The 18,269-nt window shown below is 55.5% G+C and carries 23 protein-coding genes and 1 pseudogene; 9 read left to right on the forward strand and 15 right to left on the reverse strand.

All coding sequences use genetic code 11. The features are described 5' to 3' along the window. Positions 1 to 149: 149 nt before the first annotated feature. The 4 genes from AC2LD7_RS20450 (at position 150) to AC2LD7_RS20465 (ending at position 5,669) form a co-directional block, all read left to right on the forward strand. Positions 150 to 1,817: a TnsD family Tn7-like transposition protein gene (locus AC2LD7_RS20450; RefSeq protein ID WP_484599481.1), complete on the forward strand. Its 1,668-nt coding sequence runs from the start codon at positions 150 to 152 to the stop codon at positions 1,815 to 1,817. A 419-nt stretch (positions 1,818 to 2,236) separates the two neighbouring features. Further along, the gene (locus tag AC2LD7_RS20455; protein WP_484599482.1) at positions 2,237 to 3,916 is read left to right on the forward strand and encodes a TniQ family protein; all 1,680 of its coding nucleotides are present in this window, start codon (positions 2,237 to 2,239) and stop codon (positions 3,914 to 3,916) included. 411 nt (positions 3,917 to 4,327) lie between these two features. Then, complete coding sequence (locus AC2LD7_RS20460) at positions 4,328 to 4,522, forward strand: hypothetical protein (protein ID WP_484599502.1); 195 nt, start codon at positions 4,328 to 4,330, stop codon at positions 4,520 to 4,522. Positions 4,523 to 4,721: 199 nt separating this feature from the next. Beyond that, a complete protein-coding gene (locus AC2LD7_RS20465) occupies positions 4,722 to 5,669 on the forward strand; it encodes a zinc ABC transporter substrate-binding protein (protein ID WP_484599483.1) in 948 nt (315 codons plus the stop codon). 52 nt (positions 5,670 to 5,721) lie between these two features. Here the strand turns inward: AC2LD7_RS20465 and AC2LD7_RS20470 are convergent, their stop codons facing one another. The 8 genes from AC2LD7_RS20470 to AC2LD7_RS20505 all read right to left on the reverse strand — a co-directional run bounded on the left by AC2LD7_RS20470 (position 5,722) and on the right by AC2LD7_RS20505 (position 11,764). Beyond that, a complete protein-coding gene (locus AC2LD7_RS20470) occupies positions 5,722 to 7,035 on the reverse strand; it encodes an MFS transporter (RefSeq protein ID WP_484599484.1) in 1,314 nt (437 codons plus the stop codon). A 209-nt stretch (positions 7,036 to 7,244) separates the two neighbouring features. Beyond that, entirely contained in the window at positions 7,245 to 7,373 is a 129-nt protein-coding gene (locus AC2LD7_RS20475; RefSeq protein ID WP_484599485.1) for a hypothetical protein, read from the reverse strand. A 70-nt stretch (positions 7,374 to 7,443) separates the two neighbouring features. Then, positions 7,444 to 8,106 carry a transmembrane anchor protein gene (locus AC2LD7_RS20480; RefSeq protein WP_484599486.1) on the reverse strand — a complete coding sequence of 221 codons (663 nt, stop codon included), beginning with the start codon at positions 8,104 to 8,106 and terminating at the stop codon, positions 7,444 to 7,446. 12 nt (positions 8,107 to 8,118) lie between these two features. Next, a complete protein-coding gene (locus AC2LD7_RS20485; RefSeq protein ID WP_484599487.1) occupies positions 8,119 to 8,856 on the reverse strand; it encodes a HupE/UreJ family protein in 738 nt (245 codons plus the stop codon). Positions 8,857 to 8,905: 49 nt separating this feature from the next. Then, entirely contained in the window at positions 8,906 to 9,265 is a 360-nt protein-coding gene (locus tag AC2LD7_RS20490; protein WP_484599488.1) for a hypothetical protein, read from the reverse strand. Between the two features lie 283 nt (positions 9,266 to 9,548). Beyond that, positions 9,549 to 10,559 (reverse strand): amidohydrolase family protein, encoded by a 1,011-nt coding sequence (locus AC2LD7_RS20495; RefSeq protein WP_484599489.1) that lies wholly within the window; start codon positions 10,557 to 10,559, stop codon positions 9,549 to 9,551. 81 nt (positions 10,560 to 10,640) lie between these two features. Beyond that, a complete protein-coding gene (gene pcp, locus AC2LD7_RS20500) occupies positions 10,641 to 11,294 on the reverse strand; it encodes a pyroglutamyl-peptidase I (protein ID WP_484599490.1) in 654 nt (217 codons plus the stop codon). Between the two features lie 110 nt (positions 11,295 to 11,404). Then, on the reverse strand, positions 11,405 to 11,764 hold the full coding sequence (locus AC2LD7_RS20505) for a hypothetical protein (RefSeq protein WP_484599491.1): 360 nt from the start codon (positions 11,762 to 11,764) through the stop codon (positions 11,405 to 11,407). 117 nt (positions 11,765 to 11,881) lie between these two features. Here AC2LD7_RS20505 and mreA point away from each other — a divergent pair, with 117 nt between their 5' ends. The 5 genes from mreA (at position 11,882) to AC2LD7_RS20530 (ending at position 14,709) form a co-directional block, all read left to right on the forward strand. Further along, positions 11,882 to 12,169: a metal-sensing transcriptional repressor MreA gene (gene mreA / locus AC2LD7_RS20510; RefSeq protein ID WP_484599492.1), complete on the forward strand. Its 288-nt coding sequence runs from the start codon at positions 11,882 to 11,884 to the stop codon at positions 12,167 to 12,169. A 10-nt stretch (positions 12,170 to 12,179) separates the two neighbouring features. Then, complete coding sequence (locus AC2LD7_RS20515) at positions 12,180 to 13,313, forward strand: nickel/cobalt efflux transporter (RefSeq protein WP_484599493.1); 1,134 nt, start codon at positions 12,180 to 12,182, stop codon at positions 13,311 to 13,313. Positions 13,314 to 13,316: 3 nt separating this feature from the next. Then, a complete protein-coding gene (locus tag AC2LD7_RS20520; RefSeq protein WP_484599494.1) occupies positions 13,317 to 13,757 on the forward strand; it encodes a YqaA family protein in 441 nt (146 codons plus the stop codon). Beyond that, a complete protein-coding gene (locus tag AC2LD7_RS20525) occupies positions 13,754 to 14,467 on the forward strand; it encodes a TraX family protein (protein ID WP_484599495.1) in 714 nt (237 codons plus the stop codon). The genes AC2LD7_RS20520 and AC2LD7_RS20525 overlap by 4 nt, the downstream gene beginning before the upstream one ends. Positions 14,468 to 14,574: 107 nt before the next feature. Further along, positions 14,575 to 14,709 (forward strand): YHYH domain-containing protein, encoded by a 135-nt coding sequence (locus AC2LD7_RS20530; protein ID WP_313285425.1) that lies wholly within the window; start codon positions 14,575 to 14,577, stop codon positions 14,707 to 14,709. Positions 14,710 to 14,738: 29 nt separating this feature from the next. On the opposite strand, the gene AC2LD7_RS20535 is transcribed toward AC2LD7_RS20530, so the two are convergent. From AC2LD7_RS20535 to AC2LD7_RS20565, 7 genes and pseudogenes are all read right to left on the reverse strand, one after another. Further along, positions 14,739 to 15,047, reverse strand: a complete 309-nt coding sequence (locus AC2LD7_RS20535; RefSeq protein ID WP_484599496.1) for a chromate resistance protein ChrB domain-containing protein — start codon at positions 15,045 to 15,047, stop codon at positions 14,739 to 14,741. Between the two features lie 52 nt (positions 15,048 to 15,099). Then, positions 15,100 to 15,195: a chromate resistance protein ChrB domain-containing protein gene (locus AC2LD7_RS20540; RefSeq protein WP_484599497.1), complete on the reverse strand. Its 96-nt coding sequence runs from the start codon at positions 15,193 to 15,195 to the stop codon at positions 15,100 to 15,102. A 14-nt stretch (positions 15,196 to 15,209) separates the two neighbouring features. Next, positions 15,210 to 15,536 (reverse strand): rhodanese-like domain-containing protein, encoded by a 327-nt coding sequence (locus AC2LD7_RS20545; RefSeq protein WP_484599498.1) that lies wholly within the window; start codon positions 15,534 to 15,536, stop codon positions 15,210 to 15,212. Between the two features lie 10 nt (positions 15,537 to 15,546). Beyond that, positions 15,547 to 15,820: pseudogene (locus AC2LD7_RS20550) on the reverse strand (chromate transporter); the annotation flags it as partial. A gap of 195 nt (positions 15,821 to 16,015) precedes the next feature. Then, positions 16,016 to 16,240 (reverse strand): hypothetical protein, encoded by a 225-nt coding sequence (locus AC2LD7_RS20555; RefSeq protein WP_484599499.1) that lies wholly within the window; start codon positions 16,238 to 16,240, stop codon positions 16,016 to 16,018. Between the two features lie 300 nt (positions 16,241 to 16,540). Continuing rightward, positions 16,541 to 17,941, reverse strand: a complete 1,401-nt coding sequence (locus AC2LD7_RS20560; protein WP_484599500.1) for a heavy metal sensor histidine kinase — start codon at positions 17,939 to 17,941, stop codon at positions 16,541 to 16,543. Then, a partial coding sequence (locus AC2LD7_RS20565; protein WP_484599501.1) for a winged helix-turn-helix domain-containing protein occupies positions 17,938 to 18,269 on the reverse strand: 332 nt, incomplete at its 5' end. The genes AC2LD7_RS20565 and AC2LD7_RS20560, both read right to left, overlap by 4 nt.

Consider the following 18,269-nt stretch of genomic DNA (forward strand, 5'->3'; position numbering starts at 1 on the left):
TGAGAAGCGACATTTACTGAGCCTGGAAAGTGTCTAAGAAATCCGGGGCGATTCACACCCTTGCAGAGCTGAAGTCAGCTGGTTGGGTAACCGAGGATATCTTCGAGTTCTCGCCGGCCTACCGTCGATCATGATTCGAGGGTCGCGTAATGGAGCTGAAATTCCATTTCTTCCCTGCAGCGTTTCCGGACGAGACGCTGCACAGCATTCTCTCTCGCTATGCCCGGCTTTGTGGTGGGCATAGCCGGAAAGCCGCTTTCGCGGGCGACAGGGCTGCAGTCTCGTTCACGCAAAATGTGGCGTTTCCCTGTCGGTTGGATGATTTTGTCGAGTCGCTTCCCCTGGGCACGGATCTCTCGGTATCCAAAATCATCACGTGCCATACCGTTCTGCCCTATTACGCGCCTTTTCTCACCGACGATCAGATGCTGCATGCACGCACCTCAATGGCTGGTGATGGCAAGTGGCTAATGCTGAAACTAGGAGTCAATGCCAGTCGGATCGAAGGAGCGTCGAGGGTACGGTTCTGTCCGGCCTGCCTCAATGAGGACGTCGTTCGGGTTGGCGCAGCGTACTGGCACCGCGTTCACCAGCTTCCCGGCGTGTTGGTATGTCCTCACCACGGCGAATCGCTCAGGATGGTGGATCCGAGCTGGTATAGCCGTAATTCATGGCAGCTCCACCTGCCTGACGATGCCGAAGTACAAACTCATTCCCATCAGGTCACTGCTGGTCTGGAGGCTTTTCCAACGCTGCATCAGATCGCGCTCCGATCAATGCAATTGCTTACGCTAGCCCTCAACCCCCTTTCACCAATTGCCTTGCGCGCTTGCCTGCTGCAGAGAGCTGCTGAGTTAGACCTAACTCGGCGTAAATCGCAGCGGCTAGATCTACGCCGTTTGGCCGCGCATATGGCCGGCGTTTTCAACGCCCTGCCTGCAGCTTGGGAATATTCGGTTCTTGGAGATTCGCCCGCAGATCTACCCGCGACCTGGGTCACCAAGCTGCTAAGGAAACCAAGGCATACGCACCATCCACTCAAATACATTTTGCTGGCCACCGCCCTAGGGATCGATACGGCCCATTTCTCGCGCAGCGAAAAGCCATCCACGCCAGCCGTTAAGCAACCATCGCCAAATGATGTCGGCCATTCAAAAACGAGGCTTTCTGAGGCCCTGCTGGAGGGACTGGAAGGTTTATCTGCTGCCGTTTTCAAGCTAGCGCTCTCCGGAAGCGATGCACGGCAGATCGCCTCTGCGCTTGGGGTCTCACAAGTATATGTATATCGAACCATCCGCGCCGTCGATGGTGGCTCGCAGGCATGGAGAGAAGCGAGACTTCTGAGCGAGCGCCTAAGGCGCCGAGCAGCCTTCGAGATTGAATATAGGGGCAGGCAAGCTCATCAGTGCAAAGATTACATGTGGCTGTATCGATGTGATCGAACATGGCTTTCAGGCTGCATCGCCAGGCATGCAGGTGTTCATACGAGTCGTGCCGATAACACCGGCGCATTTGCTGTTCTTGACGAGAAGCTTGCTGAACAGATCAGATCTTGTGCACAGCGCCTTCGAGCGGGATCGGGAAAGCCTGTCTTGATCTCGCGCACTAGGATAGGGCGAGAGCTGCATGTCCTTTCACGCCTTGAGAAACAGCTCCCCAGGCTACCCCTGTGTGCCAGAGCCTTGGAGCAGGCGTGTGAATCTGTCGAGGAGTTTCACGTTCGGCGCCTGCAGTGGGCCAAGGCGAAGCTGGTAGACGAGCAGCGAAGCGTAAACCGATCAGCGTTGTATCGGACCGCTTGCATCAGGCCAAAGTGAATCTGGCTTCACAACGCTGCTAGGCAAGCAAGGCTGAAAATTAGCCGGTCGTACGCAGCGTTCGAGAATAGAAGCCTTGTCCCATGTTGAAGTTAGGAGTCGGTGGGTATGTCCTGAGTCTGATCGCTATATGCTGGTCCACGCTTTCTATCTGTACATGTATTCCGGTGAGAATGTGTGAGCCCTCGGAAGACGTTCACAGTGCTCTAGAGCAAGATATTTATGAGGTCGGCGCGATTTTGTTGGATGCATGGGGTATGCAATATCCGATAATAAGGTGTGAGATTTTTCTGACGAATATTCGCCATATTTAAACTTTATAAATATTTGTTACCTAACATCGGGGTTTGTGTGTTAAAAAATGCGCCGCCTCGCAGGATGCGTGTAATTCCAAGTCCTATCTCGCAAGTTCATCATAGATGTCTGATCTGCTATTTTTTCCCATATCGATGCCGGACGAGATGTTGCATTCTCGTATCACGCGCTACCACTTCCTGTCAGGTAACAGAACTGCGGCTGAAACCTTCCAAGATCTGTTTGGCTCAGCGCCTTTCAGCGTAGGGATTCTGCCAAAGCAGGTTGAAGTGCTGGCAGCCAGACTACCTGGTGATCCAGAGAGCAATCTCGACGAGCTGATCCTTGCCAACACGATTTTTCCAGCATACAGGCCCTTTCTGGGCATAGGTGGAGGGGGGGGCAATGTCCCTACAGGCTCCCGCTTATCTGGGGTTTGTCGTATTCCCCGTCGAGAGGGAGCGGTTCACTGTAAGGCTAAGCTCTGCTCCACCTGTGTGCAGCAAGATCTGCTTGAAACGGGATACGCGTACTGGCATCGCTCACACCATTTGCCTGGTGTGTCCGTCTGTTGGCGTCATGGTGAGTTGCTGATGCACGCTTGTCCAAAATGCTCTCACCCGTTCTTCCGTAAGCTTCGGCTACTTCCGAATCTTACCGAGCCGTGCGTATGTGGTTGGAGCGCTCTCGAACCTGCGACAGTCAAGCAGGGCACTGTACTTGAAAAGAGTTTTGCGCAGTTCGCCTACGAAGTACTGCAGCGCAACTTTCCGTTAATGAGTTGTGAAACTCTAGGCGCAAACTATGTACGACAATGCAGAAAGAGAGGCTTCATACATGGAAAGCTTGTCGGTACTGCGAAGCTATTTGACAGCATCCGTTCGAAATATGGCGATGAAACCCTGTCGCGAATGGACAAAGCTTATGACGCAGGTAAACACGGCCAATGGATACGATTTAGATCTTACAATGGCCAGATGGATATGCCCCTTGCCCGGCACATGATCATCGCGCAGCATTTATTTGGTTGCGCTGATCAGTTTGAAGAAGGTTTGAAGAAAGAGCTCATTCTTCAGAACACGGCAAGTGTGAAACTACGTCAAAAGTCGGAAAAGCCGCAGATTGGTAGGAAGGCACAACATCGTCACAAAATAGACACGATCATGGCTGTACGAGCAAACGTCGGTTTGGAGTACCTCTGGGATAACGCATATCAAGCCACCCGCTGGCTTACGGAGCACGACAACGCATGGTTGATGGCAAAGCTCAGCACGCCAAAGTGCGTAACTGAGGACGTCGAGGAGCTTAGCGATCACCGAGACAGCGCGTTTGCTGCCACTCTTCTAGCGGGTGCAGAGGATCTCTATCGGATTTCGAAAGGACAGAAGCGGGTTAATCTCAGCAATCTGCAGAAACTCCTACCCGTGCGTTTACCGCCATGCCCGAAATTACGAAAGCGTAGATTTCCCTTGGCTTCCCAGCAGGCTGAACTCCTTAGGGAGTCTGTCTGGCACTTCCGATTGAGACGGCTAATTGGTGCTCTTGCCGATATCAAGAGGCTAAATTTACCGATGAACACTGGAAGTATGGGTGTGGTTTCCAGTGTGCCCAATCCTGTTTTTCAAGCCCTTGTTAGCTTTTTCGAGTGGGACTTGGAGGACTTTGTAAGAAACGGCGTCGACTCGGAAACTCTGCTTAAGTCCACCGGTGTACCAAGGGATTGGCAGGGGCCTCCCGGTTTTAACTTGCTTCTGGGGGGCACTGCATACTATCGGAAAAAGCCTGTAACCGACTCGCTTCCTTGATCAAACATTCAGATTTCGAAGAAGGGCTCTGTCTCAAGCTAAGCCAGGAAATTTTGCCCAACAGCTTGGCGTTTCTCGTAGAGCGTCAACCGCCAGAATGACGGCGAACCGTAACCAACAAATCCCACGGTACATGTAACCAGCATAGCAAAATCAGGTTGTTAGATTAACGAAACCCATACCCCGCTTATTAATTGTGATGGCGGCCTTTTGATGCTGGGATCTATGGGGTTCGGCGGTAATATGGCGCTCTTCCTTGCTGGCCCAGCAGGACACCGGCAGGTTCCTGATGCTGCGCTACAACTGGCAAACGGCCGCATCAGTTCAACGAAGGGCTACCGCCTGCGGTGGCCGAAGAAAAACTTAACGCGGTGTCCGGAATTAGTTGACCACTACAATATCAGCCACTCGCTGCGTCGTGGCTTTGCCACTTGGGCCACGGTCAATGGCTGGGATCTCAAGACCCCGATGACCCAGGTAGGCTGGAAAGACATCAGGTCGGTCATGCGCTACATCGATCCCGCTATTTCCTTTGGTGGCATGACGGCCAAGCACGCCCTTGAGCTGAATACTGGCACTTGGACTCAACTCCCAGCCTTTCAGTAACATCGACGCACGACAGGATCTGAATCGCCCCTGCCTCAGAGCACCCTCTCTTCATTCCGAATTCCCTCAAGGTCTGCTCTGGCAGCGACCCCTAGCAGAATGGTGCCCTCGCCCTCAAGGACCTCAACCAAACCTAGTGAGGCCGCAAGCCATGAAACATGTTATTATATAACAATGCCAGTCAAAGAGAGATGCCACCTTGCCTCGTTCATTTGTCCTTTTGGCCGCCAGCGCCTTAGCCTGGCTGATATCGGCTCCAGCCTTCGCTGAAGTCCGCGTCCTAACCAGCATCAAGCCATTGCAGCTAATTGCGGCTGCCGTGCAACACGGCGTTAGCGTGCCTGATGTGTTACTGCCTCCGGGTGCTTCGCCGCACCATTATGCGTTACGCCCTTCGGACTTGCGGCGAGTGAAAGAAGCTGAGCTTTTCTACTGGATCGGCCCCGACCTGGAGAGTTTCTTGCCTCGCGTGCTAGATGGCCGGCAGGGCAATAGCTTGGCTGTGCAGGATATGCAAGGCCTGCACCTTAGGCGCTTTGGCGAAGAACATCGACATGATGAGGAGCCACCTCAAGAGCCAGATAGCCATAAGGGCCATGATGACAGTGACCAGCTCCATCGCCCCGGTGTCCTTGATGCCCACCTCTGGTTGCGACCGGAAAATGCACGCTTGATCGCGGCGCGCATGGCTTCAGATATGACTGTTGCCGACCCTGCCAATGCTGCTCGCTATCAAGCTAACTTGGATGCCTTTGAGCAACGGCTGGCAGCCCTGGATACCAAGCTCAAAGCGCGACTCAAACCACTGGCAGACAAACCGTTCTTCGTTTTCCACCAGACCTTCGACTATTTTGAGGAAGCCTATGGGCTTCAGCACGCAGGCGTGTTCGCGATCAGCGCAGAGGTGCAGCCTGGCGCACGCCACGTCGCCGCTATGCGAGAGCGCCTCCAGGCAGCCGGGCCGGCTTGTGTGTTTAGCGAGCCACCAATGCGGCCGCGTCTGGCGCAAACATTGAGCTATGGTCTGCCAGTGAACTTTGCCGAATTGGATGCACTGGGTTTTGGCCTAGAACCTGTGACCGGTGACTACGAAAAGCTGCTGGTGAATCTCGCTGACGAGTTGGCTGGTTGTCTTGAGCAACTTTGATAATAGGGCGGCAGAGTTTTTATCTACTCACCCAAGGTCGGCCCTGCACGATTTATCGATCAGGCCAGCAGCGATGCTGGTCATCGATGATGAAGATATGTTCGTGACGCCGATCGGCACCACTCCCTTCAAGATGGGGATGGTTTTCTGACAGATGCTCATGACTGTGTTCGAGGATCTCTTGATCATGGCTCGGGTGCCAGATCTTCATGCTTACCAGCATCGCCAGTCCGGCCAAGATAGCGAGCCCTGCGAAAGCAGCAGTAAGACCAAAATTGGCACCCACCCAACCTGCCACTGGGTAGGTGATCAACCAGCAGGCATGCGATAGAGCAAACTGCGCGGCGAAGAGCGCCGGGCGATCTTCTGCATGCGAGGATCGGCGCAACAGCCGCCCGCTGGGGGTCTGTGCCAGCGAATAACCCATGCCGAGAACCACCCACAATGGCAGCAGGAAGCTATAGCTGGGCAGGCTGATGCCAACGATCAAGCCAGCCACCAGTATCCCTCCTCCGCATAGCATGGCACTTCGATCCTTGACGTTCTTGAGCAGTCGAGGCAATGCCAGCGCTGCAATCATTGACCCACCCCCGAAGGCCGCAAGTGCCCACGCAGTGGCGCTTTGGGGCAGGCCGAAACGGGACTGCACGAGTACCACGGTATTAACAATCACCATGGCGCTTGCAGCTGCAACAGCCATGTTTATAGCCAGTAAGCCACGCAAGCGCGGCGTGGCCAGGTATATGCGCAAGCCGCGGGTTGTTCGATCATAAATACTGCGCGGAGGTGTTTTTTTTGCCTTAGGCAGTAACACCGAGGCGACCAATGCTGCCGATGCGAGGAAGCCGATGACGGTTCCTCCGAATAGATTGTGGAAACTGATCACGGTCAGCAGTGCGGCGGCGAGCATCGGGCTGGCGACACTTTCCAGATCATATGCCAGTCGAGATAGAGACAGAGCGCGGGTGTAATCCTCTTCATCCGGGAGAACGTCTGGAATTGTTGCCTGGAATGTCGGGGTGAATGCGGCTGAAGCGGACTGCAGTACGAAAATAAGTACGTAGACTTGCCAGACTTCCGATACGAAAGGCAGGGCCAGCGCGACTAGCGCCCGCACCAAATCCAGCGAGACGAGCATAGCGCGCCGCGGTAGACGTTCCGCGAAGGCCGCCGCTACTGGGGCGACGCCAATGTAGGCGATCATTTTAATCGCCAACGCGGTACCGAGGACGGCCCCGGCCTGGGCACCCGCAAGCTCATAGGCAAGCAACCCCAGCGCGACAGTGGCTAATCCAGTTCCAGCAAGTGCAATGACTTGAGCGAGAAAGAGATGTCGATAGGTTCGGTTGGCAAGGATTTTCAGCATGTTAAGCCTCGGATAGCCAACCTATGGCATATAAGTATTTACGGTGAGTTCTTAACTCTTATCTGCCCTTGGGCCTAGTTAATAACTTACTTGTCGGGTTGGACACCTACGCAGAAAACAGAGGATTACCCGTGAGTTTTTTGGTCTGGCCAACACGGAGTTGGTACGCGATCAAATAAACTCACGTTAAAGACGTATCACACCCCTAGTTAATCATGAGCATGACCGTGGCTTTCGACTTCGGACTGGGTTTCCGGCTCGCCACCGCCACATGCCGACAGTAAGCCAAGCAGGCAAACCAGCAGCAGGGAGCGAGTCAGGGTAGTTGTGGTTTTCATCGTGTATTCCTTTCAATTTCAATCATAGATGTAGAAGCCCCAGCGCCTGATGACGCTGGGGCGCTTTGCTTTAGATAACTCGTTTGAGGCTCAGGTACTCGCCCTTGGTCTTCAGCGTGATGGTCACGTCGCTGTTGCTGCGGTTGCGCCAGAACCAACCGTGGGTACCATCGAAGATGGCGGTGAACTCACCCTTATCACCCTTGACCTGCTTGGCTTTGCTGTAGCTGTGGTAGAAGCCATTTGGGGCGTTGTAGGGCTCGCCGTGGGTATCGTGGTTGACCGGAGCGCCATTGGTTGTCCACTCGTAGCTGACAGTAGCCTTATTCAGCATCTCTAACTTAATCTCACGACCCTCGCCCGGTTTCAGTGTGACGATTATCTCGTCGGACTTCAGGGTCGGCTGAGGTTCTACTGCTGGTTCAGCCACAGGCACTGCCGCGACTTGCTCTTGAACTACAGGTTGAACAGGCACGGTAGCCTGAACGACGGGAGCTGCGGCTGGCTGAACTGCTGCATCCGCTGCCGCTTCTTCGGCCAGAATTAACTTCAGTTCGCCCATCTGGGTCAGGCCCAGCACTCGGCCAGCGCCCGTTGGGTCGATGGCGTACTCCGAAGGCATCACTACGGTGACCAGTAAGGCTGCGGCAACACCCACGGCAATCACGGTGGAGCGCAGCAGTTGGCGGCTGGTAGGCAATTCGTTGAGGGTCGGAAGCTTGGTATTGAACATAGTGAGAATTCCTTACTGAGAGACGATCAGGCCGGTGAACTGGTAACCCATCAAGAGGAAACCGGCGCTCATCATGGCGACGTTGGCGGTGTAGGCATGACGCCAGAAGCTGGCGGTACGCCGCCAGTAGCCCATGACAATCAGGATGGCGCTCAAGGCCAGGAGCTGGCCGATTTCGACGCCGACGTTGAAGGCGATCAGGTTGGCGATCAGGCCATCTGCCGAGATCTCGTATTCCTGAATCTTGGTCGCCAGACCAAAGCCATGCAGCAAGCCGAAGATCAGCGTGGCCGCTTTGGTGTTCGGCTGGTAGCCGAACCAGCGCTGGAATGCACCCAGGTTATCCAGCGCCTTGTACACCACCGAGAAACCGATAATGGCGTCGATCACGTAAGAGCTGATGCTGATTTCAGTCAGCACGCCCAGCAGCAGGGTGACCGAGTGGCCCACCGCGAATAGCGTGACGTAGAGCCCCACGTCCTTCAGACGATAGAGAAAGAAGATCACCCCGAAGAGGAACAGCAGGTGGTCGTACCCGGTCATCATGTGTTTCGCGCCCATGTAGATGAACGGCAGCAACATCACCCCGGAGCTTTCTTGGATAAAGCCTTTGTCGCCCTCGGCAACAGCGTGGGCCAGCGCGTCAGGCATGCCGAGAAACAGCAATGCCGTGAACAACAGCAACAGTAGTAACGAGCGATTCGGACGCACGGCAGCTGCGTCCATTGCGCCCATAGATGGCGAATGCATAGTTCAGAGTCCTAAATTGCAGTGGTCTTGGGCCGCACAGCGGCCTATGTCAGAGCACGAATGTAGGGTGGGGGGGGCGCTCAATCAGAAAGATCGGACTGGGAGGAATGGAGTAGCGAGGGGCTTCTATCGGCTGAGCACGCTCGGGCAGCGTGCTGATGCTGAGCAGCATGGTCAGATGCGGTGTTTCATGCACATGGTCGGCGGTCAACGAGGAGTGGTAGTGATCCGCGCATGCCGCACAGACAAATACGCTGTCGTCGTGTGAGTGCGAATGAGCACCGCTGCTATTGTCCCCGGCTTGTTGACTCGCCCCCATAAACAGCGCTGAGGTATGCCCAGCCCAGGCCATCAAGATGGCGAGAGCAAGGGCAAAAATCACCTTGGTGCTGATGGGTTTGCTGAGCATGTAGTGGTTCTTTCAATGCCTAGGTAATTGGTTTTTCTGGACGGCTGGCCGGCTTAGCCATGCCCCCCAGGGGGATAGCATGCGAGCGTAATCCATTGACGCGTGAGACTCAAGACATCAGCGATAAGGAACACGCCCATAGGCACCAAAGTCATAAGGATGAACTGAAATAGCCATACATTTGGCTAACTTCAGCGGCCGTCGATTATGCAGGCAGAAAACGCCTGGCTCATAAGCGTGCTTTTCCCTGGAAGCCAATAACAGTGCCGTTGCGGGTCTGTACTTACTGTCGCCTTTCTGCCGGAAGCACCGAGACGAAATTCGACAAGGCGACCTGATGCGCCACCTCATGCGGCAGAGCCTCCAGGAACGGGTCGAACCCAGACATATACTTGCCCAGGCTTCCAAATGTGCCCACTACGTCAGAGCCGACCATAAAGCGGGTTGGAAAGCGTGTAACTAGGTCCACCCACAGTGGGTCGGGCTTACCCTGCTCGTCCACTAAGTAGGGATTAAGTACGGTCCAGGACAGATCGATGTAGAGATTTGGATACTTGCCAAGCAGTTGCTCCAGGATCGGCAGCAGGAAGTCCATTTTTCCCTGGTTTCGATAGATCTCCATGCTCGTCCCCGCATGAGCCCAGATGAAGCGTACGTCCGGGTTGGAGCGTAATGCCTCTTCGAACTCCCCCAAGTAAAGCGGGTTGCGTTCCCGTTTGGAGGTAATGTTAGAGTGAAGCAATACCGGCAAGTCGTATTCGGCAGCTACACGGTACACCCTAGCCAATGCCTTGCTGTTCGCGCGCGGTGCCTTGCCGTAAATCAGGGCAGTCAAGTAGTCATGACGGGTGAAGACCTCGCCGATTCCTTGCCACAGGCCTGGGTCGAGTTCTAGCAAGCGCCGGACCTGCGCGTCGGCATTCATGTCATTCGGGTTGAATCCTGAAATGAAGGGGTGAAAGCGCTTACGTTGCTCCGCCGGCAACTGTTTATAAGCGTGGGCGATCAGGGTGTCGGTGGCGCTATACCAATAGGCTCTTGCGTCGTCACCTGCATAGTAGCGAGGGCGCTTGGGCTCAGTCTCGTCCCACTCCTTGGCAACCGAGATCCCTGCGAGCATCGCATGGTCGATCTTGGCTGCGGCCATTTCCTTGAGCAGTGGCCCCATGCCGGCACTCGTTTGGAAGAAGTCCACATAATGCAGGTGTGTGTCGCTGTATCGATAATCGTCGGCTAGGGCGCTGGTCGCGAGCAGACCCGCGAACATGGCCACTAAAAGCGTTTTGGTTAACATTGGATACCTTGATGCTGAGCTAGAGCCGCGTGAGTAAGCCTCCCTGTGCATTCGTGGAGGCTTTCGCACAGCGGCTTCAGGTTAATGTGTCGTTCCGCCGCTGAGCTTCAGACCCTGCTTCGCCGACAGCGTGACTGATAGGGCAAGGCGAAGACCTTCGACGATGATTGGTTCCGCCATGCTCGGCACACACGACTTGGTCGTAGCCTGCTCTGGAAGATATGGGATGTGCACGAATCCAGCTTTTACTGGGTACTGAAGCTTGTTTACCGCATGCATCAGCCCATAGAAGACCGAGTTGCACACGTAAGTGCCTGCGCTCTGAGATAGCTCAGCGGGGATGCCGTGCTCGCGCAATCTGGCAACGATTGCCTTGATAGGTAGACTCGAGAAATAGGCCGAAGGGCCATCCTCCAAGATCGGCTGGTCTACAGGCTGCTGCCCAGCATTGTCGGGTATTGCGGCATCTTTCAGGTTGATGGCAACTCGCTCTAATGAGAAGGCAGTACGGCCACCTGCCTGACCCAGCGCCACGACGATTTCCGGCTGATGCAAAGAGATCAACTGTCTCAGTTGCTGAAGCGAATCGTCGAAAGCACAGGGTAGCAATTCGCTCACTACGACGTGTTCGTGGCCAATGCGTTGGCCGGCGAGCGCACGAGCAACCTCCCAGGATGAATTGAGCATATGGCCGGCGAAGGGCTCAAACCCTGTCAGTAAAATAGTTTTAGTCATTTAGCTTCCCAGGGCACGACCCGCCCGTATTGCCCAATTTGGAATCGGTAGATGGCGTTGACTCGATGGGGCGCGCATCCTTTCCCGGCATCGGGGAAGGGCGACCTGTGTCAGAGCACGAATGTGGCGCGTGGCGGTCGTTCGATCAGAAAGATCAGGCGGGGATGAATGAAATGACGTGGAGCGTCTATTAGCTGCGCATGCTCTGGCTGCGTGCTGATGCTGAGCAGCGTGGTTAGGTGCGGTGTTTCATGCAGGTGGTCGGCGGTCAGCGGCGAGTGGCAGTGATCCCCGTATGCAGCACAGGCCAGTGTCTCGTCACCATGGGTGTGCGAATGAATTGTGTCGCCACCCTCCCAAGCCTGCTGGCTCGACCCCATAAACAGCGCAGAGGTATGTCCAGCCCAGGCCATCAAGATGGCGAGAGCAAGGGCAAAAATCACCTTGGTGCTGATGGGATTGCTGAGCATGTCGTGATTCTTTCAATGCCTAAGCTGTTGGCTTTATGGAGAGATGGTCGGTTTGACCATATCCCCCCCACAGGGATAGCATGCGAGCCTAATTCATCGACGCATGAGACTCAAGATATGAGCGATCACGAACACGGCCACCCGCACCAAAGTCATGGCGACATCATCAAACGGTTGAAGCGTGCGGAGGGCCACCTGCGCAGCACCGTCAGCATGATCGAAGACGGCCGGGCCTGTGTCGACATCGCTCAGCAACTGCATGCCGTGGAGAAAGCCGTCTGCCAGGCCAAGCGTGTGCTTATCCAGGACCATATCGATCACTGCCTGGAACACACCGTCGAAGCACTCGCGACAGGCGAGCGCACATCACTCGAAGACTTCAAGCAAATCACCAAGTACCTCTAGGCTCCTTCCCATGTCGAGCTTCGCCGAACTGCTGCAACAGGGGGCCTCGCAGGCCTGGCTGTACTTCCCCAGCGCCATTCTGCTGGGTGCCTTGCACGGCCTGGAGCCTGGTCACTCGAAGACCATGATGGCAGCGTTTATCGTGGCCATTCGCGGCACGGTGAAGCAGGCCGTTCTGCTAGGCCTTGCCGCAACGCTCTCGCACACGGCAGTGGTCTGGCTGGTGGCCATGACCGGCATGTACCTGGGGCAGAACCTGAATGCCGAAACCACCGAGCCGTATTTCCAGCTAGCGTCCGCCGCCATTATTATCATCATCGCCCTGTGGATGCTCTGGCGCACCTGGCGTGGCGAGCAGATGTGGCGCTTCGAGGACGGTGACGAACATCAACACGACCATCACCACCACGATGAAACGCACCGTATCGATACCGGGCACGGGCGTATCGAGCTGTCGACCTTCGAAGAAGGCGTTCCACCGCGCTGGCGGCTAAAGACCTTGAGTGGCCATGCTTGGCCGGCTGCTGAAGTGAGTCTACTGACAACTCGCCCCGATGGAGCAGCCCAGCAGTTTCGCTTCGTCGACCGGGGTGACTACCTGGAGTCAGTGGACGAAATTCCCGAGCCCCATGAGTTCACTGCGCGTCTGAGTCTGGGCCATGCCAGTTATTCCCACGACTATAACTTGGAGTTCCGCGAGCACAGGCACGGTCATGACCATGATCATTCCGAGCTGGAGGAACTGGAACTGTCGCTGGAGGGCTACCAGGATGCCCATGAACGGGCGCATGCCAACGACATCCGCAAGCGCTTCAGCAACCGCAATGTCACTACCGGCCAGATCATTCTGTTCGGCCTGACGGGCGGGCTAATTCCCTGTCCGGCAGCGATCACCGTGCTGCTGCTCTGCCTGCAAGTGAAAGAAGTCGCCCTGGGTGCCGTCCTGGTGGTGTGTTTCAGCATTGGTCTGGCCATCACCCTGGTCACCGTTGGTGCTGCCGCCGCTATCGGGGCTCGCCAGGCATCGAATCGCTGGCCCTGGCTGGGCGCTGTTGCGCGGCGCGCCCCTTACCTATCCAGCGTGCTGATCATTGGTGTGGGGATTTACGTCGGCTTCCACGGCTGGGTCGGCCTGAACGCCTAGCCGATGTGGGAGTTATCCGGTTATTTCGGCCTGTTCTTCGCCGCCTTCGGTGCCGCCACGCTGCTGCCTATGCAGTCGGAGGCGGTACTGGTCGGGTTGCTGCTGACTGACCGCTATGCAGCATGGATACTGCTAGCGGTGGCCACCACGGGTAATGTACTGGGCGCGGTGCTGAACTGGCTGCTGGGTCGCTCCATCGAGCACTACCGACACAAGCGCTGGTTTCCCGTCAGCGAAGGCAAACTGGAAAAGGCCCAGCAGGCTTATCACCGCTTCGGTCGATGGTCGCTGCTGCTCAGTTGGGTGCCGATTATTGGTGATCCACTTACCGTGGTAGCCGGTGTTATGCGCGAACCGTTCTGGAGCTTTCTGTTGATCGTGACGTTAGCCAAGGCCACTCGCTATCTGGTGCTGGCTGCCTTGACGCTTGGGTGGCTCGGGTGAGCCTGCATACGCGCGACACCAACCTGGATCTGATCAAGTGGCTGGCGATGCTGACCATGCTGCTGGATCACCTGCGCTACGTCTGGCCTGACGAATGGTTGTTTATCGTCGGGCGCTTAGCCTTTCCACTGTTCTGCCTGGGGATCGCAGCCAATGTCGCGCGCTCGCAACCCGGTGATCTGTATACCGATGACAACGTTCGCTACCTGGGCTGGATGGCGGCGTTTACCTTGATATCGGAATTACCCTATCGTCTGCTTTCCAGCGGCAGCAGCACGATCAATGTCATGCCCACGCTGATGCTGGGCCTGCTAATCGCCTGGGGAGTACATCATCGTGGACGCGACGGTTTTGTTCTGGCTCTGGTCGGCGTGAGCGTGGCGGTGCTGATTCAAGAGCGCCTGATGTACGGCGTGTTCGGCGCACTGCTACCGGCGGCATTGCTGCTGGCCATTCAGCGCCCTGGTCTCGTGTGGTTATTGCCGGCCGCACTTTGCGTACTGGCCAACAGTCGCAATCGCTGGCTTGCAGAGTGGGAGTTGCAGCCCTACACGTTGCTGATAGTGCTCACAGCGTTCGTCGCCCCTCTGCTTGGGCTATGGCTGCTGCGCCGACCGCGCCATTTCAGGATCTGGCCGGTCAAGCGCTGGGGCTATTGGTTCTACCCTGGCCATCTGGCTGCACTGCACCTGATCCGCTCGTTCAACTAGCGCAGATTTCTCTCTTCAGAAACCTTCTTGCCCGATGAAAGCCTTTTGCCATACCCTGTAGATGTGACCTATGTAACACACAACAAGAGGCTGAAAAGGAGTTCCTCATGAAGAAGTTTTCTGCTGTCCTGATTGCTACTGTTCTCGCCCTAACCTCCGTGGCAGCTCTCGCCCACAGCGGTGGTACGGACTCGAAAGGCTGTCACCGCAACCACAAAACGGGCGATTACCACTGCCACTAAGCATTCACCGGTAGTGGCTGGCCGCCGCCTCACATCTGCGGCGGCCAGTTATGCGACTCGTTCTGACAGTCCTTGCACCAGGCATAGAGCGCGTCATACATGACCAGGCCGTGGCGCAGCAGCATTTCATGGTCATCGCCGAAGGTACGCGATAGGCCAAGCGAGATAGCATAAAGGCCAGCCGACTGAGGAGTGAGATCCGGCCTTGGGGTATCGGCACCGCGCACTATCTGCGCCAGTTGCTGCAAGGCCGGCTCATCCAGCTGGTACTTCTTCAGGAATGCATCGAAGCTGCACAGCTCGCCTTCGTGGGTGAATTCCACACCTGAGAATGTCATAGGGTGTAGCGCCTTCCTCTCGCGCCAGGCGCAGCACATCACCGCTCGGCACCTAGAGAAATTCCGACTCTGCATCGATAAAGCGGGCAATCAGCCAGGGGCAGGCGATTCGGTCGATCTTCGGGCGTTCGCGGGTGATCCACTTCATGCAGCACCTCCTGCCTAGTTGGGTAGGCTCTCGATGGGTTGGCCAGCGCCTTGCCAGCCAGCAAAACCATCGGTCAAGTAGCGCGCATCCAGGCCCATGGCCTCCAGTGTGACCGCGATGCCCTGGCTGATTTCATGTCTCTTGGCGCAATAGAGAATCGCCGGCCTATCCCGTATAACCTGATCCTTCCAGGTGAAGACATCCTCGGGATCACGCCAGTGTGCGGCGGAAATTTCTTGGGCATCGGCAAGCCGAACGCTGGTGCGGCGGACATCCAGCAGGCTGAACGTCCGCCCTGCGACTTGCCATTCCGCCAGTTCGCATATCGAGATTCTGCTCATCCTCCACCTCTCAGCTTCGCAGCAGGTGTACCACCACCAGTCCGACCAACGCACAGGCCGTCAGCACCTGGATGACGCCGCGCTTGAAGTGGAACAAGGCGACGGCAGCAGCCAGCTGCGATCAGCGCCGACGGCCAGTCGAAAGTTCCCTCGAAGCCTTGCGGCCAGAGCACGTGGTAGCCGAAGAACAATGCCAGATTTAGGATCACCCCGACCACGGCGGCAGTGATGGCCGTCAGCGGCGCCGTGAACTTCAGTTCGTTGTGGGTCGATTCCACCATGGGGGCCGCCCACGTGGGAATACGCCCTGCGTTCGTTGCACTATAGGCCCAGTCGGCAAAAGCCGATCGTCTCGGCTGAGGTCATACCTGATTTTTGGAGAAAATGGGGGATATGGTCAACGCCAGCTTTTTCTCCCCGACAAACAAAAAAGGCGCCGAAGCGCCTTACGGAGTCCATCGATGCGGAAGTAAAAGCGCCTACCGCGATGGCCTTATGGTTTCTTTTTCGGATTTTTCCTTCTTGCTCGCAGCGGCGTTTTCTTGCTGTTTTTGGGCAGCCGTTTTATCGCCCCAGATGCGTTTCTGATCTTCGCGAAATTTCCGTGTCATTTCAGCGGAACGGTTGAAACCATCCCCCGAAAAAGCCGGAACGCTAGTTGTTGAAAGCAAAGCACCAATGAGGAGCAATTTGATGAATTTCATTTGGGTCTCCAAGCAGTTCTGGCCGCAACGGTGTGGCCAATTTCCATACCTGGATCCTAATAACTCGAACCTAACGACAACGTGAGGTGAGCATTACAATGCTGACAGCAAGCTCTTTGGCTGGTTTTCCAGGATGAATCAAACGTCCTATCTGGCTTTGAAGGTCGCCGGTGAAGAGGGTCTGCTCAAGAAGTACCGCTTGACTTCCCGGCCCATCGCCCACGTTCAGTGAAATGGATCAGGTATTTCGAAGTAGCAAGTAAGAAATGGAGCCGCCCAATTGGCGCGGCTACTATTTACTTACATCCTGTCGGTCCTTGTCGTGCTAAAGTCCAGATAGAAACGGGTATAGCCGTTTCCATCTACCTCTACACTGGTGCTGCCCTGGTGAAGACTCATGATAGAGCGAACGATGGCAAGTCCCAGCCCTGTTCCTCCTTCGCTACGCGTACGACTTTTGTCCGCCCTGTAAAAGCGCTCAAACAGTCGCGGACGATGCGCTTCATCGATGCCAATTCCGGGATTCCCTATCGTCAGCCGGACCCTATTTCCCGCGCTCTCGATGTTCATCGATACTTTTTCACCCGGTGGGCAGTATCGAATGGCGTTCGACAGGAGATTTGAAATAGCCCGTTGAATCATCAGCCGGTTACCCAGAATTTTCCCTTGTCCAGAGATGGTCAAGCGCACCTCTTTTTCTTCTGCGCTGAGGCTAAAAAGATCTCCAACGCGCTGCAGCTCGTCATTCAATGTAATGGTCTCGAACTGCACCAACGATGCGGGATGACTTACATGGGCAAGAAAGAGCATGTCTGAGACTATTCGCGTAACTCGATCCAGCTCTTCAGTGCAGCATTCCAATACCTCTCTGTACTCCTCAGAACCACGCTCACGCGACAGCGCGACCTGCGCCTTACCCATCAGGTTTGTGATTGGAGAGCGAAGCTCGTGAGCTAGATCATCGGAGAACTGCGAAAGCTGTTGGACGCCATTATCGAGACGATGGAGCATAAAATTGATGCCGTCAGCGAGCTCTCGCAGTTCGCTAGGCAATCGGTCTGTCGGTAAGCGATGCTCAAGATTTTCTGTGGATATTTTTGAAGCGATCCGTAAAAAACTTGTGAGCGGCCGCAAGCCATTTCGCACGGTTCCCCATGCGACCAAGAGAATTAGAAGTAGCAGGATGGGCGAAGCTCCCAATGCCCATTTAGCGAGATCATTGAGCAGTTCCGCGTCGGCAAACTGATCAACTGTCAGATAAACCCCCACTTGGACGCCATCCTTCAGTCGCATAAGTTGTGAGGCGCTGAGCATGGGACGGCCAAGGGAGTTCTGCCACTCGTGAAACCCGAGTTCCTCACGTGCGGTATATCTATGCAGTTCAAATGTTACTGGTTTAGAGCCAATGGAGAGTAGCGGTGCAGTGCTTTGCGCAGAGTCAAAAATGCTCACGTAGAGGTTGTTGTGGCCCATCGCTAAATCAACGAGAACATGTGATTCAGACGTTATTTCGTCGATACTCAGCGCTTCGGACAAACTCGTCGATAGCCCTGCCATTTTGGTCGCAAGACTCTCTTGGGCGATACGTTCCAGCCCTCGTTCCAGCATCATGTAGGCGATGATGGCAAGCAGCGCCACGACTGCAACACTCATCAACCCAACTCTTAACCCAAGTCTTGCTGCCAGGCTGTTGCGGCTCACGATCGATCCTCAAGGACATATCCGACACCACGAAGGGTATGGATCAGTTTGACCTCGTACGGATCGTCAATCTTGGCGCGCAGGCGACGTATGGATACATCGATAACGTTGGTATCGCAGTCGAAGTTCATGTCCCAGACAAGCGAAATGATTTGCGAGCGAGTTAGCACCTCGCCAGTGCGGCTCATCAACAAATGCAGCAGCGCAAACTCTTTGGTCGTCAGGTCAATTCGGTTCTCACCGCGATAGGCGCGATGCCGACCAGGGTCCAACTCTAGGGAAACTCTGAAGAAGACTTCCAGATTTTGGCAAAATACCCGGATTCCAC

The organism is Stutzerimonas sp. (genome assembly GCF_982611455.1).

Coding starts and splice junctions, on each gene's coding strand:
- AC2LD7_RS20450 (WP_484599481.1), top strand. CDS start 150: ATGGAGCTGAAATTCCATTTCTTCCCTGCAGCGTTTCCGGACGAGACG.
- AC2LD7_RS20455 (WP_484599482.1), top strand. CDS start 2,237: ATGTCTGATCTGCTATTTTTTCCCATATCGATGCCGGACGAGATGTTG.
- AC2LD7_RS20470 (WP_484599484.1), bottom strand. CDS start 7,035: ATGCTGAAAATCCTTGCCAACCGAACCTATCGACATCTCTTTCTCGCT.
- AC2LD7_RS20475 (WP_484599485.1), bottom strand. CDS start 7,373: ATGAAAACCACAACTACCCTGACTCGCTCCCTGCTGCTGGTTTGCCTG.
- AC2LD7_RS20480 (WP_484599486.1), bottom strand. CDS start 8,106: ATGTTCAATACCAAGCTTCCGACCCTCAACGAATTGCCTACCAGCCGC.
- AC2LD7_RS20485 (WP_484599487.1), bottom strand. CDS start 8,856: ATGCATTCGCCATCTATGGGCGCAATGGACGCAGCTGCCGTGCGTCCG.
- AC2LD7_RS20490 (WP_484599488.1), bottom strand. CDS start 9,265: ATGCTCAGCAAACCCATCAGCACCAAGGTGATTTTTGCCCTTGCTCTC.
- AC2LD7_RS20495 (WP_484599489.1), bottom strand. CDS start 10,559: ATGTTAACCAAAACGCTTTTAGTGGCCATGTTCGCGGGTCTGCTCGCG.
- pcp (WP_484599490.1), bottom strand. CDS start 11,294: ATGACTAAAACTATTTTACTGACAGGGTTTGAGCCCTTCGCCGGCCAT.
- AC2LD7_RS20505 (WP_484599491.1), bottom strand. CDS start 11,764: ATGCTCAGCAATCCCATCAGCACCAAGGTGATTTTTGCCCTTGCTCTC.
- mreA (WP_484599492.1), top strand. CDS start 11,882: ATGAGCGATCACGAACACGGCCACCCGCACCAAAGTCATGGCGACATC.
- AC2LD7_RS20515 (WP_484599493.1), top strand. CDS start 12,180: ATGTCGAGCTTCGCCGAACTGCTGCAACAGGGGGCCTCGCAGGCCTGG.
- AC2LD7_RS20520 (WP_484599494.1), top strand. CDS start 13,317: ATGTGGGAGTTATCCGGTTATTTCGGCCTGTTCTTCGCCGCCTTCGGT.
- AC2LD7_RS20530 (WP_313285425.1), top strand. CDS start 14,575: ATGAAGAAGTTTTCTGCTGTCCTGATTGCTACTGTTCTCGCCCTAACC.
- AC2LD7_RS20535 (WP_484599496.1), bottom strand. CDS start 15,047: ATGACATTCTCAGGTGTGGAATTCACCCACGAAGGCGAGCTGTGCAGC.
- AC2LD7_RS20540 (WP_484599497.1), bottom strand. CDS start 15,195: ATGAAGTGGATCACCCGCGAACGCCCGAAGATCGACCGAATCGCCTGC.
- AC2LD7_RS20545 (WP_484599498.1), bottom strand. CDS start 15,536: ATGAGCAGAATCTCGATATGCGAACTGGCGGAATGGCAAGTCGCAGGG.
- AC2LD7_RS20555 (WP_484599499.1), bottom strand. CDS start 16,240: ATGAAATTCATCAAATTGCTCCTCATTGGTGCTTTGCTTTCAACAACT.